The sequence below is a fragment of the Cedecea sp. genome (assembly GCF_036500665.1).
Lineage (GTDB): Bacteria > Pseudomonadota > Gammaproteobacteria > Enterobacterales > Enterobacteriaceae > Cedecea.
The window spans coordinates 20444-36553 of the sequence record NZ_DASYBS010000014.1; the positions used below are offsets into that span (position 1 = coordinate 20444).

Annotated in this window: 16 protein-coding genes; 9 read left to right on the plus strand and 7 right to left on the minus strand. The window is 55.7% G+C overall.

The window, feature by feature from the left end; genetic code table 11:
• Positions 1-57: 57 nt before the first annotated feature.
• A complete protein-coding gene (locus VGM55_RS01960; protein ID WP_154187484.1) occupies positions 58-615 on the minus strand; it encodes a DcrB family lipoprotein in 558 nt (185 codons plus the stop codon).
• Between the two features lie 72 nt (positions 616-687).
• A complete protein-coding gene (locus VGM55_RS01965; protein ID WP_016538599.1) occupies positions 688-1353 on the minus strand; it encodes a 7-cyano-7-deazaguanine/7-aminomethyl-7-deazaguanine transporter in 666 nt (221 codons plus the stop codon).
• A gap of 174 nt (positions 1354-1527) precedes the next feature.
• Here VGM55_RS01965 and tusA point away from each other — a divergent pair, with 174 nt between their 5' ends.
• Positions 1528-1773: a sulfurtransferase TusA gene (gene tusA / locus VGM55_RS01970; protein WP_008458604.1), complete on the plus strand. Its 246-nt coding sequence runs from the start codon at positions 1528-1530 to the stop codon at positions 1771-1773.
• A 37-nt stretch (positions 1774-1810) separates the two neighbouring features.
• Here tusA and zntA read toward each other — a convergent pair whose 3' ends face one another.
• Entirely contained in the window at positions 1811-4054 is a 2244-nt protein-coding gene (zntA, locus tag VGM55_RS01975; protein ID WP_414648181.1) for a Zn(II)/Cd(II)/Pb(II) translocating P-type ATPase ZntA, read from the minus strand.
• A gap of 154 nt (positions 4055-4208) precedes the next feature.
• On the opposite strand from zntA, the gene VGM55_RS01980 reads away from it, so the two are divergent.
• The 3 genes from VGM55_RS01980 to VGM55_RS01990 all read left to right on the plus strand — a co-directional run bounded on the left by VGM55_RS01980 (position 4209) and on the right by VGM55_RS01990 (position 7916).
• The gene (locus tag VGM55_RS01980; RefSeq protein WP_154187486.1) at positions 4209-5255 is read left to right on the plus strand and encodes a LacI family DNA-binding transcriptional regulator; all 1047 of its coding nucleotides are present in this window, start codon (positions 4209-4211) and stop codon (positions 5253-5255) included.
• A 163-nt stretch (positions 5256-5418) separates the two neighbouring features.
• A complete protein-coding gene (locus tag VGM55_RS01985; protein WP_154187487.1) occupies positions 5419-6489 on the plus strand; it encodes an SIS domain-containing protein in 1071 nt (356 codons plus the stop codon).
• A 56-nt stretch (positions 6490-6545) separates the two neighbouring features.
• The gene (locus VGM55_RS01990) at positions 6546-7916 is read left to right on the plus strand and encodes a PTS transporter subunit EIIC (protein WP_331634428.1); all 1371 of its coding nucleotides are present in this window, start codon (positions 6546-6548) and stop codon (positions 7914-7916) included.
• Positions 7917-7918: 2 nt separating this feature from the next.
• On the opposite strand, the gene VGM55_RS01995 is transcribed toward VGM55_RS01990, so the two are convergent.
• Entirely contained in the window at positions 7919-8545 is a 627-nt protein-coding gene (locus tag VGM55_RS01995; RefSeq protein WP_154187489.1) for a lysoplasmalogenase, read from the minus strand.
• A gap of 121 nt (positions 8546-8666) precedes the next feature.
• On the opposite strand from VGM55_RS01995, the gene VGM55_RS02000 reads away from it, so the two are divergent.
• Positions 8667-9038, plus strand: a complete 372-nt coding sequence (locus tag VGM55_RS02000) for a DUF2500 domain-containing protein (RefSeq protein WP_154187490.1) — start codon at positions 8667-8669, stop codon at positions 9036-9038.
• Here VGM55_RS02000 and VGM55_RS02005 read toward each other — a convergent pair.
• Positions 9026-9295 (minus strand): DUF1145 family protein, encoded by a 270-nt coding sequence (locus tag VGM55_RS02005; protein ID WP_331634464.1) that lies wholly within the window; start codon positions 9293-9295, stop codon positions 9026-9028. The genes VGM55_RS02000 and VGM55_RS02005 overlap by 13 nt on opposite strands.
• A 5-nt stretch (positions 9296-9300) precedes the next feature.
• Positions 9301-9888 (minus strand): 16S rRNA (guanine(966)-N(2))-methyltransferase, encoded by a 588-nt coding sequence (rsmD, locus tag VGM55_RS02010; RefSeq protein WP_331634429.1) that lies wholly within the window; start codon positions 9886-9888, stop codon positions 9301-9303.
• 181 nt (positions 9889-10069) lie between these two features.
• On the opposite strand from rsmD, the gene ftsY reads away from it, so the two are divergent.
• The 4 genes from ftsY (at position 10070) to rpoH (ending at position 14536) form a co-directional block, all read left to right on the plus strand.
• The gene (ftsY, locus tag VGM55_RS02015) at positions 10070-11704 is read left to right on the plus strand and encodes a signal recognition particle-docking protein FtsY (protein ID WP_331634431.1); all 1635 of its coding nucleotides are present in this window, start codon (positions 10070-10072) and stop codon (positions 11702-11704) included.
• 2 nt (positions 11705-11706) lie between these two features.
• Complete coding sequence (ftsE, locus tag VGM55_RS02020; RefSeq protein WP_061277672.1) at positions 11707-12375, plus strand: cell division ATP-binding protein FtsE; 669 nt, start codon at positions 11707-11709, stop codon at positions 12373-12375.
• On the plus strand, positions 12368-13423 hold the full coding sequence (gene ftsX, locus VGM55_RS02025) for a permease-like cell division protein FtsX (RefSeq protein WP_061277671.1): 1056 nt from the start codon (positions 12368-12370) through the stop codon (positions 13421-13423). The genes ftsE and ftsX overlap by 8 nt, the downstream gene beginning before the upstream one ends.
• 258 nt (positions 13424-13681) lie before the next feature.
• Positions 13682-14536 carry an RNA polymerase sigma factor RpoH gene (gene rpoH, locus VGM55_RS02030; protein ID WP_016538584.1) on the plus strand — a complete coding sequence of 285 codons (855 nt, stop codon included), beginning with the start codon at positions 13682-13684 and terminating at the stop codon, positions 14534-14536.
• A gap of 61 nt (positions 14537-14597) precedes the next feature.
• Here the strand turns inward: rpoH and VGM55_RS02035 are convergent, their stop codons facing one another.
• Entirely contained in the window at positions 14598-16088 is a 1491-nt protein-coding gene (locus VGM55_RS02035; protein WP_154187494.1) for a PLP-dependent aminotransferase family protein, read from the minus strand.
• Positions 16089-16110 lie beyond the last annotated feature (22 nt).

Below are 16110 nucleotides of genomic sequence, written 5' to 3' on the forward strand. Positions count from 1 at the left end.
AATGAAGAAAAAAAATGGCCCCGCGAGAGGCGGAGCCATTGATGCATCGCGCAGCGATTACTTGATGGCGATGGTGTTGATGATGTTTTCCGCGTTGGTCTGCGCCAGCTGCTGGTTATCCGCAGGCAGCGTTATTTGCATGGTCAGCAGCTTGTCGTCCACTTTCCCAAGGATGATGGAAGAGTAGGCGGTCTGGCCTTTGGCAGAGATAACGCTGTCCAGCTGTTGCAGCGTGTGGCCTTTAATCTCGATGGATTTGTTGGTCACGACCTGAAGCTGCGGGTCACGCGCGCGCTGCTGATCTTCCAGACGTTTTGCCAGCGCGGCAAGGTCGTCAGTGGTGTTGTCGCCGACAATCACGATCACCGCTTTCTGGCCGGTCGCGTCAGAATAAACGTGCATGTTGTTGGACTGTGTGCCCACTTTGCCGCTCTGATCGGTCATGTCTGCCGGCAGGGCGAAGCTCAGCTTGCCGTCCAGCAGTTCGATAGGCTGGCCACTGGCGCTGCTGGCTGCCTGACTACCGGCGGTAGCGGTTTTGCTGTCGTTATTGTCACAGGCGGCAAGACCCACTACCAGCAGGCCAATACCGACATATTTTACCAGGTTGCGCATCGCGTTATTCCTTTCCGTTAGCAAGCCACAAGGCCGATGCCTGCATCTTAACACAAGATATTCGGCCCGCGTTTAACCTGGCTGTAGCGCGGAGATTTCGGATTTATCTGCGAGGCGTTTCAACAGCATATTCAGCAATACGCCGTACATCGGTAGGAAGAAAATCAGGCTGATAAGGACTTTGAAGCAGTAATCGACCACGGCGATTTCCACCCAATGCTGGGCCATAAAGGCGTCCGGGCTGCGCCAGAAGGCGATAAAGAAGAACGACAGCGTGTCGCTCACGTTGCCAAACAGCGTGGAAGCGGTAGGCGCTAGCCACCAGCAGCGGTTTTGACGCAGGCGGTTGAAGACGTGCACGTCGAGGATCTGGCCGAGCGCATAGGCCATAAAGCTGGCGATTGCGATACGGGCGACGAACAGGTTGAAGTGGGTTAGCGCTTCAAAGCCCTGCCAGCTTCCCATGTAAAACAGCGCTGAGATGCCGTAGGAGATAACCAGCGCCGGGATCATTACCGCGAAAATAATGCGTCGCGCCAGCGGAGCGCCAAAAATACGCACCGTGAGGTCGGTCGCCAGGAAGATAAACGGGAAGCTGAAGGCGCCCCAGGTCGTATGAAACCCGAAGACGGAGACCGGAAGCTGAACCAGATAGTTGCTGGAGGTGATCACCAGCAAATGAAAAAGCGATAGCCAAAACAGCGCATTAGTGCGCTGGCGAGTGCTGAACTGCATCATGTTGTAGCCTTTTTAGTAGTGGGGTGAGGGAACCCAGTCAAAAATGTAAAGCGCGGGGATGATACTGCTTTAGCTTTTCATTGCAATGGTTAATTTTAACGCAATCGTTCACGCGGCTTGCGCCAGATTTTCCCCGGCGTAAACTAGCGCGGTTTTTGACGACCTGAGAGTGCTATGACCGATTTGTTCGCAACCCCCGACCATACGCTGGACGCCCTTGGCCTGCGCTGCCCGGAGCCGGTGATGATGGTGCGCAAAACCGTGCGCAATATGCCCGTAGGCGAAACGCTGCTGGTGATAGCCGACGACCCGGCCACCACGCGCGATATCCCGGGCTTCTGCCGCTTTATGGAACACGAGCTGGTCGCCAGCGAAACCGACGCGCTGCCTTACCGCTATTTGCTGCGTAAGAGCCATTAAACGAGGCGCATGTTCGCGCCCCGTTATCTTTCGAAAACTATTTCTTCCGCAGCAGGCGAATGGCGTTCGCCGTTACCAGCGCGGTAGCCCCTGAGTCTGCCAGCACCGCCAGCCACAGGCCGGTCAGGCCGAGCAGGGTGGTGACCAGGAAAATCCCCTTCAGCCCCAGCGCAATCGTCACGTTCTGGCGAATGTTGTTATGGGTGGCTCTGGCGAGCCGCACCATGCTTGCCAGTTCGGTCAGGCGGTTGTGGGTCAGGGCGGCATCTGCGGTTTCCAGCGCGACGTCGGTACCGCTGCCCATGGCAATACCGATGGTGGCCGCTTTCATCGCCGGCGCATCGTTAATGCCGTCGCCGACCATCGCCAGCGGCGCGGTGGCATTCAGTTTGTTCACCGCCGCCACTTTGTCTGCCGGGAGCAGGCTGGCGCGGTAATCAATGCCCAGTTCGCTGGCTATTGCCGCCGCCGCGCGTGGGTTATCCCCCGTCAGCATCACGCCCTGAATGCCCAGTTGATGAAGGGCGGTAACCGCTTCACGCGCGTCGCTGCGCAAAGTGTCACGCATGGCGATGGTGCCCAGCAGCTGCCCTGAACGCAGTACCACGATGACCGTCTGGCCCTCTTCTTCCTGCTTCGCGATACGTTGTTGCCAGGTTTCGTTGAGTATCTGAGCGTCAAGTTTGGACGGTGAGCTGAGCAACAGCGTTTCACCCTGGATATTCGCTTCAACGCCAACCCCGGCCAGCGCGCGGTGATTTTCCGCGACGACAGTGGGCAAATTACGCTGTTGTGCTGCATTCACTATGGCCTGAGCCAGCGGGTGCGTGGAACCCTGTTCTACCGCGGCGGCGAGCGCCAGAAGCTGGTCTTCTTCTATCCCTTCTTCCGCCGCAATGGCGGTGACCTGCGGTTTACCCGCCGTTAGCGTGCCGGTTTTATCGAAGGCGACCTGCTGGATTTGACCGAGACGCTCCAGCGCCGCGCCGCCTTTAATCAACGCCCCACGGCGTGCGGCTGCGGCAAGGCCGGAAGTAATGGCCGCAGGCGTGGAGATAACCAGCGCGCACGGGCAGCCGATAAGCAGCAGCGTCAGCCCTTTATAGATCCACGGTTCCCAGGTTTGTCCGAACAGCAAAGGGGGAACGACGGCGGTCAGTAACGCGAGAAGCATGACGATCGGCGTGTAAATCCGGCTAAAGCGATCGATAAAGCGTTCGATGGGCGCGCGGCGCTCCTCGGCTTCCTCAATCAACCGCAGAATGCGGTCGATGGCGCTGTCGCCGGGCTCGGAAATCACCTCCAGCTGAACAAGGCGATCCACGCTGGTGCTGCCTGCGGCGACTTTTTCGCCCCGCTGGCGCTCTACCGGCACGGATTCCCCGGTTAAGGCGCTTTCATCAAAGCTGGCAAAACCGCTGAGCAGGCGACCGTCGGCGGGCAGTCGGCCACCGGCGGCGACCTCAATAACGTCGCCGGGACGAAGATCGGCCTGAGCGACGGTTTCGCGCTCGCCGTCCCGGAGGCGAATAGCGACGTCCGGCTTTAACGCCATTAAGGCGCTTACCCCCCGGCGCGCACGGCTGGCGGCGTAGGATTCGAGACGTTCACCGATCAGAAACAGCAGTAAGACCATCGCCGCTTCGGCGGTAGCGCCGATAAACAGCGCGCCGATGGCGGCGACGCTCATCAGTGTTTCAATGGCAAACCAGTTGCCGCTGCGGATCAGGCGGACCGCCTGGCGAGCTATCGGCCACAGGCCAACCAGCGTGGTGGCGATAAACGCCAGATTGCCGAGCGGGTGGTTGAACTGCTCTAGCCCCCAGCTAACCACCATCAGCACAATAAGCAGGATCAGCGGCAAGTTCTCTTGCAGGCCGCTGCTTTTTTCTTGTTTCGGCGCATTGCCTGCATTAAGGGTGTAGCCTGCGGCTTTAACCGCTTTTTCTACATCGCTGCGAACGTCGCGCGCCGAACTGACCAGCAGCTTTTCTGTCGAAAACACCACCTGAACCTGCTGGACATCGCTCACCTGTTTCACCGCATTTTCCACTTTGCGGGCGCAGGCCGCGCAGTCCATGCCTGCTACGTGCCAGCTGTATCGATTGCCGTTGTCGACGATTTCCGGCTCCGGTTTTTGCGCAGAACAGCTGTCGTCGGCGCAGCAGGAGGGGCCTTCTGCCGGTAACGGGTTAAGTTTGGCAAACGCAAACTGAGGTGGCTTTTTGCCGTCTTGAGGTGTGTTGAGCATGGCGCCCTCCGGTAATGATAATTTTCTCATTACAGATGTTACTCTCTGGAGTCAACTCCAGAGTCAAGCGGCTTTTTTGCCTGTTAACGTTTCTGGCTGACGGGCGGCAGTTTTCAGCATTGGCCTTTGCTTCCCCAGGGCGCTTCCCCTAGTATTATCCGCAGGTCGGGATGAGAATGAGTCGATGAAAAAACCACTGACAATCAAGGATATTGCGGAGCTGGCGCAGGTTTCGATCGCCACGGTCTCCCGCGTGCTGAACAACAACAGCTGGGTGGCGGACAAAACCCGTAGCAAAGTCGAAAAAGTGATTCAGGAATATAATTTCAGCCCGAATTTACTCGCGCGCGGGATGATCTCTAAGAAAACCCAGACGCTGGCGATTGTTGTTTCGGACATCAGCAACCCCTACTTTGTGATGCTGGTGGCGCAGATTGAGCACGAAAGTTTGCGGCTGGGCTACAAGGTCACGCTGTACGACACTCAATCGGCAAACAGAACTTCTCGCGAAGCGCCAGTGGTGCCCGAAGAGCATATTTTTAATTCCATCACCGACAGCCAGATAGACGGTGTGATTATTCTGGGCGGCAACATCGACTACAACGATATTTCAGCGACCTATCTGCAGGAGCTGAAAAAGCTGATCGCCACCGTGCCGGTCGTGGTGGTGGGGCGTAAGCTTCCGGGCGTGGACTATGCCTGCGTTGAACGTGACCAGACCGGATGCGTGAGGTTAGCGACTCGCCATCTTATTGATAAAGGCTATCGGCGGATTGGTTTTATCGGCGGGTCAAAGAATGTGTATATTACTCGCGAGCGCGAAGCGGTATTTCGCGCGGAACTGGAAGCGGCAGGTTTGCCGGTAGAAAACAGCTTCGTTGTGCTGAATAACTTTTATTTACAGCATGGCTATGAGGCGATTAAAACATTGCTCTCAACGAATGACGTGTTACCTGATGCGATTGTGGCGATTAACGATCACGTAGCCAAAGGCGCTATTCGCGCGTTAAAGGATAACGGCCTCTCGGTGCCCGAAAATATTGCGGTGGTGAGCTGCGAGTATTTTCCTGGTAGCGAGTATTTTATTCCCCGAATTACCACCGTTGACCATCAAAATGCGTTAATTGGCAAAGAGATTATGCGGCGATTAATGGCCATCCTTAATCAGGATGCTGACGTGGCCGCAGCGGAAAAAATTCCTCTTTGCCTGACAAACGGTGAATCCTCTTAGTTTTCAACGGCGGATAACGTTTTTCTCGGCATCCGCCCGTTTTCCCTTCTGCGATATTTTTTGATCCCGCTAACAGTTGCGCGATCTGGCGTTGACAAGCCTCGCCCGACTCCTCTAGCCTAAAACCTGAAAACGTTTTCAGGTTTTGATTACAGGAGAGCCGATGAAACCGACAATGATGACCTACATCCATGAAGAGCAGGCGACGTTAAGCGCCATGATTGCCCGCTATCCGTCCGATCTTCCGGTCCTGGAGGGGCAAAAGGAGTGGTTGGTTCTGGCTACGGGCTCCAGCATTAACGCCATCAAAAGCGCGAAGTACTACGTGGAAAGACTGGCGGACGTGCGTATCACGGTCGAGGAACCCTTCCACTTCCAGCACTATGAAAAATTCAGCGAGACGGCTGATTTGGTGATAGGCGTTTCCCAGAGCGGGGAAAGTACCTCCACCATCAATGCGATTCAGCATATTCGCCAGAGTCACCCGGTAAAAACGCTGGGCATCACCAGCAAAATGGGCAGTGAACTGGCGCGAAACGTTGACCATGTGGTTGATATTGAAATTGGCGAAGAGCGCGTGGGCTACGTGACCAAAGGATACGTTGCCACCATCCTGAAATTCATGCTGCTGGGCGTGTTTGCGGCTCGCCGCAGCGGTAAGATCGACGCCGAACAGGAAGCGTCCGAACTGAAGAAACTGGACGTCGCGGTGCAGGCCATCCCGGGCATTATCGCCGATACCGAAGTCTTCTTCAGCAAATGGCAGGATGAGCTGGTTGCCTCCCCACGTTTTACCTCGATTGGTTACGGGCCGAGCGTCGGCGTTATCAAAGAGATGGAAACCAAGTTTGCCGAGACAATTCGCGTTCCCTCTCAGGGCGTTGAGCTGGAAACTTTCATGCACGGGCCTTATTTCGAAGTGAACGGCACTCACCGGATGTTCTTTATTGATACGCCAGGCCTGGCTCGCGAACGTTTATTGCTGCTGAAAGCCTATGAGCAGAAATATACCGACTACGTGTACACCATTAAATTAGGCGAGGAGCATGACCCGCGCACGCTGGCGGTGAAAGCCGATGTTGATGAGTTTATTGCTCCGCTGATCATGGTTATCCCGTTCCAGATACTGGCTCACCATATTGCCGAGGCGAAGGGGAATAATCTTCCTCAGCGAATTTTCACCGACTTTGGCGTCGCGGTGAAAAGCAAAACGAAACCGGGCGATTACGCCTGATACGGGCTGTACCCTACACAACAATAATTTCCATACCTTGCTACTAAGGAATGATTATGGCTACCTTCAGTCAACTTGCCCGGCAGATAATTCAGCACGTCGGCGAGGCAGAAAATATAGAGCATCTTACCCACTGCGCAACCCGTTTGCGTTTTACCATCAAAGACAAAAGTAAGATTAATAAAGACGAGCTTTATAAGTTGCAGGAGGTAGTCAAGCTGGTTGAAAACCCTGGGCAATTCCAGATTGTGATTGGGCCAAAGGTTGAAAAAGTCTTTCAGGCAATAACGGCGCAGATGGGCGAGTCTTCCGCAGAAGAGCCTGCCGCGCCGCAGGGTTCGGTGATTAACCGCCTGCTGGCCACGCTTTCGGCGATTTTCACCCCTTACATCGGCGTGCTGGCGGGCGTTGGGGTTGTGAAAGGTATCGTGGTTCTGCTGCAAACGATGAACCTGGTGGATACTCATTCGTATGTGTTCACCGTGTTTAATGCGCTGTCGAGCGGCGTCTTCGTTATGCTGCCGATGTTTATTGCGGTCACCGCGGCGGAACGCTTTAAGGCCAATAAATTTAGCGCCCTGGCGCTGACGGCGGCGATGATCTTCCCGCTGACGGATGCCAGCGTCCCCGGCGCATTCCACGTCATGGGCCTGGCGCTGAACGTGAAAATCTACGGCGGCGCCGTGATCCCGGCGGTGTTTGCCGTCCTGTTCCTGAGTCATGTCGAACGCTGGCTGAAAAAGGTGATTCCGGAGATTGCCGCGCTGGTGTTCGTGCCTTGTTTATCGTTGATCATTAGCGGCTTTGTGGTCTTCACCGTGATTGGCCCGGTTGCCGATTATGTTGGCGTTGGTATCGCTAACGGCTATGCCTGGCTGTACAACCTCAGCCCGGTGATTTCCGGCGCGCTGCTGGCGGGGATTGGGCAGCTGTTTGTGGTGTTCGGCGTGCACTGGGGCATTATTCCTCTGGCGCTGATTAACATTCAGGTCAACGGCTACGACACCATTATGGCGATGTTTATGTCGGCGGTGATGGGGCAGTTTGGTGCGGCGTTCGGCGCTATCTTTATTGCCCGCAACCTGAAAGATAAGCAGATTGCGATTTCTGCTTCGCTTTCCGCCTTCTTCGGCATTACCGAGCCTGCTTTGTACGGTGTGAACCTGAAATACCGCATGCTCTTCGTGTTTGGCTGCATCGGCGCGGCGCTGGGCGGCGGCATTACCGGCCTGCTGGGGGTGAAAACCTACAGTTTCCTGCCGGTGCTGAACGTGTTCGAGCTGGGGCTGTTTAGCGGCCCGGACTCAAAGATGATTTATGAGGTGATTGCGATAGCGGTGGCGTTCACGGTGCCTGCGGTATTGACCATTATCTACGGCAAAACCCGCAGGCTGGAACCTGCCTCCCTGGCGGAAGACAGGCGTTAACCTCAGATATACAGGGCACGAACAATCATAAAGTGCCCGGCAAAGTAGCAGGCGGCGGCAATCGCGCTGTCGCCTCTGAAACGATGCCGATAGTGGCTGACCAGCCAGACGATATTGCCCAGCAGCAGCAGGCTGGCACCCACAAACCCGGAGAAGCTGGCGCTTGTCGGACGGAAGAAGTAAAGCTCGGCCGCCAGCCACACCATCACCAGCGTCATGCCGATAAACGTCAGAATGGGCATGCGCAGGGCTTCAAGCCGCGTCCAGATAGTGGCCACCAGCAGCGCACCGATAATCAGCAGGGCCAGCGGCAGCGGCCAGAAGATGGCTAAGGTCATTTGGCTGGCAAAATAGATGGTATACAGCAGGTGCGAAAGGAAGAAAGCACCCACCGCATAGAGCAGGCGCTGGGTCGGTAACAGCGTGAGCGCATCGCCGACAAGCGTCGCCAGAAGACCCGCCACAATCAGGTAGCCCGCTGCTTCAAACATCGGCGCTTGCCAGGCCAGCAGCAGCAGGAGCAGCAGGGTGACCGGCTTGAAAATCCAGCGCTGCCAGGTGGACCCACGCCAGGAAGCATCAATGTAAATCCAGGCAGATAACGCAACAGCAATAAATGACCAAAGCATGGCATATCCTTATTCTAATTGTTGGCGTAACAGTATTCAGTCTAGTGGCTAAGCGGCGCGGATGACAACGGCGCGGCGCCAGGGTTATGCTTAAAAGTGTCTGACAATTAGAGAAAAAGCCATGAGTAAGCCTCCCATTTTCATTATCGCGATCGTTGTAGTGATAGCCGTTGCCGCCTCTTTCCGCTACCTGCAGCAGCGTCGCCAGAACATCGAAAACGACGCGGCACCGCTGAGCGTAAAAAAAGTGGTGGTGGCGACCAAACGTGAAAAGCCATCCAATGACAGGCGTTCGCGCCAGCGTGAAGTGACGCCGCCGGAAGACTCAATACGCTATGAGATTTGGTTTGCGCCACAGAGCGGCGGGATGGACATGAAAATGCGGGTAGCAGCGGCGGAATACAATGCGGTAACGGTGGGAGATAAAGGCACGCTGAGCTATAAGGGGACGCGCTTTGTCAGCTTCGTCCCCGAAGAAACTCACTTGCCCTGACGCAGCTTTTTCTGCCAGACCAGCAGCTCAAACACGCCAAAAACGAAAATTTTAATTTGCTCGCTGCGAGGCAGCGCCGGGCCGTCTTTGGGCTGAGTCGCTTTCAGCAGGCTGAGCTGCAGTCCGTGCATAATCACCATAAAGATCAGCGCGACGTTAACAAAGATGTTTAACGGACGTGGGTAAGGGTGAATCAGGTTAAAGATCAAAAATCCCCAGACGCAAAGCATCAGCAGGCGGCCAAAGTTAATCAGAATCGGCATTATGCGGCTCCTTGAGCTTCACGAATAAACAGGCGGTAAGCGACCTGACCGGCCACTTTCTCACGGTGCAGCGCCCAGCTTGCAGGCACTACCGGCAGACCATTTTCCACTTCACTTTCAACGTAGATTAGCGCGTCATCGGCCAGCCAGCCGTTTTTTTCGAGCAGAGCAAGCGTTTCATCCAGCAGTCCCTTACGGAACGGGGGATCGACAAACACCACGTTATGCGGCGTGCCGGGCTGAGCCAACACGTTAAGCGTATTGGCGTTGAGCACCTTGCCGTTGTTGGCCTTTAAGGTGGCAAGATTCTTTTGTAGCTGCTGGGAGACTGCGCGATCCATCTCGATAAGCGTAGCGCTCGCGGCGTAGCGGGAGAGCGCCTCCAGGCCGAGTGCGCCGCTGCCGGCAAAACAGTCGAGGCAATGCGCATCCACCATCGACGGAGCCAGCCAGTTAAACAACGTCTCACGTACACGGTCAGTCGTCGGACGCAGGCCGGGGCTGTCGGGCACCGGAAGTTTTCGACCGCGCCATTGGCCGCCGATGATGCGAATCTGGCCGGAGCCAGCGGATTGGGGTTTCTTCATTGCTCTCACTGCGATGCTAAATTTTGCGGCTATTCTAACGGTGCTCGCCCGGCCAGGAAACCTTAATCCGCCGGCGTGATGCCGCGCCGGGAAAGTGATAGACTAACGCACTATTTTTTATGCCCGTGGCAAGCAGAATCGGGTCTGTGCCATGAGTTAACAGCGAGGAGTGTAGTCGCAAATGGCGAAAGAGAAAAAACGTGGCTTTTTTTCCTGGCTGGGATTTGGCCAGAAAGAGCAGCAGCCGGAAGCAGAAACAGAACAAAAAGTAATAGAAGAACAACCGGTTACTGAACAGGCTCCCACACAGGATGAACCTCAACAGCCTCAGGCTGCCGAGCAGGAATCGCAGGATTCAGTTAGTGAGCACTCATTGGAGGAGTCCGATAAGTTTGCTGCGCAGGTCGTGGAGGTTAACGCCCAGCTTGTAGAAGCCGCGGAAGAAAAAGCGCTGGTTGCCGAGCCGGAGATTATTCCTGAACCGGAAGGGGTCGTTGAGCCCGAGGTTGTGGCCGATCCAGAGCCCGTTGCGGTTATTGAACCTGAGCCTGTCGTTGAGCAAGAGCCCGTTGCCGTTATCGAGCCGGAAGCCGCTGTTGAGCCCGAGCTGATTGAAGAGCCTGAAGCCGTCGAACAGCCGGCTGCCGCCGTTGAGCACGAAACGCTGCCGCTGCCGGAAGAAGTAGCCGAAAGCGCAGAGCAGCCGGACGAATGGCAGGCCGAGCAGGACGAGATCGTCAACGAAGAAGTGGCTGAAGCAGAAGCACTGTTCGCACACGAAGCTGCCGTTGAAGATGAAGCCGTTGCGGAAGCAGTCCTTGATGACGAACCGGAAGAAGAGGCTGTCGAAGAGGCTGCTCCGGTTGCCGCGCTGCAAGAGCAGGAAAAACCGACCAAAGAAGGCTTCTTTGCTCGCCTGAAGCGCAGCCTGGTCAAAACTAAACAAAATCTCGGTTCCGGATTTATCAGTCTGTTCCGCGGCAAGAAAATCGATGATGATCTGTTTGAAGAGCTGGAAGAGCAGCTGCTGATTGCCGACGTTGGGGTGGAAACCACGCGTAAAATCATCACCAATCTGACCGAAGGCGCAAGCCGTAAGCAGCTTCGTGATGCGGAAGCATTGTATGGCCTGCTGAAAGAAGAGATGAGCGAGATCCTCGCTAAAGTGGATGAGCCGCTGAATATTGAAGGCAAAACGCCGTTTGTTATCCTGATGGTTGGCGTGAACGGCGTGGGTAAAACCACCACCATCGGCAAACTGGCGCGTCAGTTTGAGCAGCAGGGTAAATCCGTGATGCTGGCGGCAGGCGATACCTTCCGTGCGGCGGCGGTTGAGCAGCTTCAGGTTTGGGGCCAGCGCAACAATATTCCTGTTGTGGCCCAGCATACCGGCGCGGATTCTGCCTCGGTTATCTTCGATGCTATCCAGGCGGCGAAGGCACGTAATATTGATGTGTTAATCGCCGATACCGCAGGGCGTTTGCAGAATAAATCGCACCTGATGGAAGAATTGAAGAAAATTGTCAGGGTTATGAAAAAGCTGGACGAGGATGCCCCGCATGAGGTTATGCTCACCCTCGACGCCAGCACCGGTCAGAATGCGATAAGCCAGGCTAAACTGTTCCACGAAGCGGTGGGGCTGACGGGCATCACCCTGACCAAACTGGATGGTACCGCCAAGGGTGGCGTAATCTTCTCTGTGGCAGACCAGTTCGGCATTCCGATTCGCTACATTGGCGTCGGCGAACAAATTTCTGATTTACGACCGTTTAATGCGGGCGACTTTATAGAGGCACTTTTTGCCCGAGAGGATTAACAATGATTCGCTTTGAACACGTCAGTAAAGCCTATCTCGGTGGGAGACAAGCGTTGCAGGGAGTCACCTTCCATATGCAACCGGGCGAGATGGCCTTTCTGACCGGCCATTCTGGCGCAGGGAAGAGTACTCTGCTCAAGCTTATCTGCGGTATCGAGCGGCCCAGCGATGGGAAGATCTTTTTCAGCGGGCATGACATTAGCCGCCTGAAGAGCCGTGAAGTACCGTTCCTGCGTCGTCAGATTGGGATGATCTTTCAGGATCACCATCTGTTAATGGACAGAACCGTGTACGACAACGTGGCCATCCCGCTGATCATCGCGGGTGCCAGCGGCGAAGATATTCGCCGCCGCGTGTCTGCGGCATTAGATAAGGTCGGCCTGCTGGACAAAGCGAAGAACTTTCCTATCCAACTCTCCGGTGGTGAACAGCAGCGCGTGGGCATCGCTCGCGCCGTAGTGAATAAACCTGCTGTGCTATTGGCGGATGAGCCGACCGGTAACCTTGATGATGCGCTGTCGGAAGGTATTCTTCGTCTGTTCGAAGAGTTTAACCGCGTGGGCGTGACGGTGCTGATGGCTACCCACGACATGGGGCTTATCTCGCGTCGCAATTACCGAATGTTGACCCTCAGCGATGGCCATTTGCATGGAGGCCTGACAGGTGAATAAACACAGTGCGCTCAACCATATCAAGCGCTTCAGTAACAAGCTGGATAAAATCAACCAACTGAACAAGTTAGGTGATCTTGGCCGTTCAGTGAAAAAACGTGGCAAAGGGCCGCAGTCCAAAAGCAAATCCCTGAAAGGTGGCGTGAATGAGCAGTTCCGCTATGCCTGGGAAGGGGCGCTTCAGGATCTGAAAAGCAAGCCGCTGGCGACTTTCCTGACGGTGATGGTGATTGCCATTTCCCTGACGCTGCCTAGCGTCTGCTATATGGTCTACAAGAACGTGAACCAGGCGGCGACCCAATATTATCCATCGCCGCAAATTACCGTTTATCTCGATAAGGCGCTGGACGACAACGCCGCTCAGCAGGTGGTGGGCGCTATTCAGGCTGAGGAGGGCGTTGATAAAGTTAACTACCTCTCCCGCGAAGAAGCGCTGGGCGAGTTTCGTAACTGGTCGGGCTTTGGCGGCGCGCTGGATATGCTGGAAGAAAACCCGTTGCCCGCAGTGGCGGTGGTGAATCCGAAACTGGATTTCCAGAGCACGGACCACCTGAATACGCTGCGTGACCGCGTGGCGAAGATTCATGGCGTCGATGAAGTGCGCATGGATGACAGCTGGTTTGCCCGTCTCGCGGCGCTGACCGGGCTGGTCGGGCGCGTGGCGGCGATGATTGGCATCCTGATGGTTGCCGCGGTATTCCTCGTTATTGGTAACTCGGTGCGTCTGAGCATCTTTGCCCGCCGCGATACCATCAACGTGCAAAAACTGATTGGTGCGACCGACGGTTTTATTCTGCGGCCGTTCCTCTATGGCGGCGCGTTACTCGGGTTCAGCGGTGCGTTCCTGTCGCTTATTCTGTCTGAAATTCTGGTGATGCGTCTGTCTTCGGCGGTGACGGACGTGGCGCAGGTGTTCGGGACTAAGTTTGATATCAGCGGTCTGGGCTTTGACGAATGTCTGCTGCTGCTGCTGGTTTCTTCGATGATCGGCTGGCTGGCAGCCTGGCTTGCCACTGTTCAACATTTACGCCGCTTTACGCCGGAGTAAAAAGTTTTTGATATAATCATTCCCTGCTACGATAACGTCGTCAGCAGGGGATGTATTTTATAGCGCTATGCCCCCTGCCATGCTGCAATAACCGTCACACTTTGTGTGTAATCTATTCACAGCTTTACATTGAACTTGTGGATAACATCACTGTCTGAGAGTACAGTGAATGGTACGGTTTGGCCCCTGACGTGTTGTCGGTGTGCCATAAGTCAGTAGAATGGCAGCCTGTACGTAAGTCTCTAAGAGAGGGTTTGAATGACCAAAGAAATGCAAAATTTAGCTTTAGCCCCTGTTGGTAACCTGGAGTCGTATATCCGGGCTGCGAACGCCTGGCCGATGTTAACGGCTGAGGAAGAGAAGGAGCTGGCTGAAAAGCTGCATTACCAGGGCAGTCTGGAAGCAGCGAAAAAGCTGATCCTGTCTCACCTGCGCTTTGTTGTTCATGTTGCACGTAACTATTCCGGTTACGGCCTGCCGCAGGCAGACCTTATCCAGGAAGGCAACATTGGCCTGATGAAAGCAGTACGCCGTTTCAACCCGGAAGTGGGTGTTCGCCTGGTCTCCTTTGCGGTGCACTGGATCAAGGCTGAAATTCATGAATACGTGCTGCGTAACTGGCGTATTGTGAAAGTCGCCACCACCAAAGCACAGCGTAAGCTGTTCTTTAACCTGCGTAAAACCAAGCAGCGTCTGGGTTGGTTCAATCAGGATGAAGTCGAGATGGTGGCCAACGAGCTTGGCGTGTCCAGCAAAGACGTGCTTGAGATGGAATCACGCATGGCGGCGCAGGATATGACATTCGACATGTCGAACGACGACGACTCAGACGGTCAGCCAATGGCGCCGGTGCTGTTCCTGCAGGATAAATCCTCTAACTTTGCCGACGGCATTGAGGATGATAACTGGGAATCTCACGCCGCGGACAAGCTGAGCGATGCGATGCAGGGCCTGGACGAACGTAGCCAGCAGATTATCCGCGCGCGCTGGTTAGATGAAGACAACAAGAGCACGCTGCAGGAACTTGCAGACCGCTATGGCGTGTCCGCCGAGCGCGTTCGTCAGCTTGAAAAGAACGCGATGAAAAAACTGCGCGCCGCTATCGAAGCCTAACGCCGATACCGTACCGCGCACCGAGAACGCCCCTCTTTGTCAGAAACGCTAACGCCCCACTTTATGCTGGGGCGTTTTGCTTTTTAGCCTCCGGCATACATTCCAACAGCACGGCAAACGCCGCCTCCATTTCGCTCTCCGGCAGGCTGGCAAAACCCATCAATAACCCCTTCTTGCGCTGCTCGGTCAGGTAGTAACGCGACAGCGGCCGCACCAGAATATTGCGGGCGTTGGCGCGCTGCGCAATCGCCACATCATCGGCCTCATCCGGCAGATTCAAAATCAGGTGCAGGCCGGCGTTGTCGCTGAAGTCAGACAGCGCCTGTGGCCCGCAGTGGCGGGAGATAAGCTCGGTCAGGAAGGCGCGGCGGCGGCCATACAGCAGGCGCATACGACGAATATGGGCCGAATAGTGCCCGGCGGTAATAAATTCCGCCAGCGCCTGCTGGATAAGCGAGTGGCCACCGCGATACAGCTCCGCATGCGCCGTTTTCAGGTCATTTACCAGCGGGCGCGGCAGCACCACATAGCCGAGCCTGAGCCCCGGATAAAGCGTTTTGCTGAAGGTACCGATGTAAACCACCGGCGCTTCGGCGACCAGCCCCTGTAGAGCGGGGATCGGCTGGCCCGAGAAGCGAAATTCGCTGTCGTAATCATCTTCAATAATCCAGCTTCCGTGCTGGCGGGCAAGGGCCAGCAGGCGCTGGCGGCGCTCCAGGCTCATCACCGCGCCCAGCGGGTATTGATGAGAGGGCGTGACGAAGATCAAGCGCGGCGCTTCGCTGACCGTCTCCGGCGGGCAGAGGCCGTTCGCGTCGACGGTTAGCGGCGTGAGCCGCACGTCATTCATCGTCAGCACGTGGCGAATTCCCCAGTAAGAAGGCTCTTCGATCCACGCCAGATCGCCCCTGTCGCACAGCATCCGGGTCACCAGATCGATAGCCTGGTGGATCCCTTCGGTAATAAGAATTTGGTCGACCTGACAGTTTACGCCGCGTGAAACGCGCAGATAGTCGACTAACGCGTGCTGCAGTTCCGGCGTGCCGCCGTTGCAGCTATAGCTGAGGCGCTCTGGTTTAGGGCGGCGGCTGATGCGTGCCTGGATCTTGCTGAATAGCGGGTGGGGGAAGGCATTCACGTCCGGGACGCCGGGAATAAAGGCCCCCCACTGGCGCGGGCTGGCGCTAACTTGCGACAGAAGATACTGGCCACGGCGGGAAATCGAAGCCTCACTGACGGACGCCGCGCCGCCTTCACCAATGTTGCCTGCTGAGGTGAAGCGATCCGGCAGCGTTTTTTCAACAAATGTTCCGCTGCCCTGGCGGGAGGCAACATAGCCTTCGGTCATCAGCTGTTCGTAAACTGTTAAAACCGTGTTGCGTGAAATGTTAAGTTCGCTGGCTAAGTCGCGAGAGGCGGGCAGGCGGCCATGGGGCGGCAATGAACCATCCAGAATAGAGCGGCGTAGCGCGTTGTAAAGGCGCTTATGCAGAAGAATATCGGTCTCTTCCTGCAGCCTGACAAGAATCAAATCACCCACTAAATCTCGCAATTGGATCCCTCAGATATTCTGA

What these genes read in the sequence shown, in the direction of transcription:
- VGM55_RS01960 (WP_154187484.1), bottom strand. Translation starts at nt 615, where the DNA reads ATGCGCAACCTGGTAAAATATGTCGGTATTGGCCTGCTGGTAGTGGGT.
- VGM55_RS01965 (WP_016538599.1), bottom strand. Translation starts at nt 1,353, where the DNA reads ATGATGCAGTTCAGCACTCGCCAGCGCACTAATGCGCTGTTTTGGCTA.
- tusA (WP_008458604.1), top strand. Translation starts at nt 1,528, where the DNA reads ATGACCGATTTGTTCGCAACCCCCGACCATACGCTGGACGCCCTTGGC.
- zntA (WP_414648181.1), bottom strand. Translation starts at nt 4,054, where the DNA reads ATGAGAAAATTATCATTACCGGAGGGCGCCATGCTCAACACACCTCAA.
- VGM55_RS01980 (WP_154187486.1), top strand. Translation starts at nt 4,209, where the DNA reads ATGAAAAAACCACTGACAATCAAGGATATTGCGGAGCTGGCGCAGGTT.
- VGM55_RS01985 (WP_154187487.1), top strand. Translation starts at nt 5,419, where the DNA reads ATGAAACCGACAATGATGACCTACATCCATGAAGAGCAGGCGACGTTA.
- VGM55_RS01990 (WP_331634428.1), top strand. Translation starts at nt 6,546, where the DNA reads ATGGCTACCTTCAGTCAACTTGCCCGGCAGATAATTCAGCACGTCGGC.
- VGM55_RS01995 (WP_154187489.1), bottom strand. Translation starts at nt 8,545, where the DNA reads ATGCTTTGGTCATTTATTGCTGTTGCGTTATCTGCCTGGATTTACATT.
- VGM55_RS02000 (WP_154187490.1), top strand. Translation starts at nt 8,667, where the DNA reads ATGAGTAAGCCTCCCATTTTCATTATCGCGATCGTTGTAGTGATAGCC.
- rsmD (WP_331634429.1), bottom strand. Translation starts at nt 9,888, where the DNA reads ATGAAGAAACCCCAATCCGCTGGCTCCGGCCAGATTCGCATCATCGGC.
- ftsY (WP_331634431.1), top strand. Translation starts at nt 10,070, where the DNA reads ATGGCGAAAGAGAAAAAACGTGGCTTTTTTTCCTGGCTGGGATTTGGC.
- ftsE (WP_061277672.1), top strand. Translation starts at nt 11,707, where the DNA reads ATGATTCGCTTTGAACACGTCAGTAAAGCCTATCTCGGTGGGAGACAA.
- rpoH (WP_016538584.1), top strand. Translation starts at nt 13,682, where the DNA reads ATGACCAAAGAAATGCAAAATTTAGCTTTAGCCCCTGTTGGTAACCTG.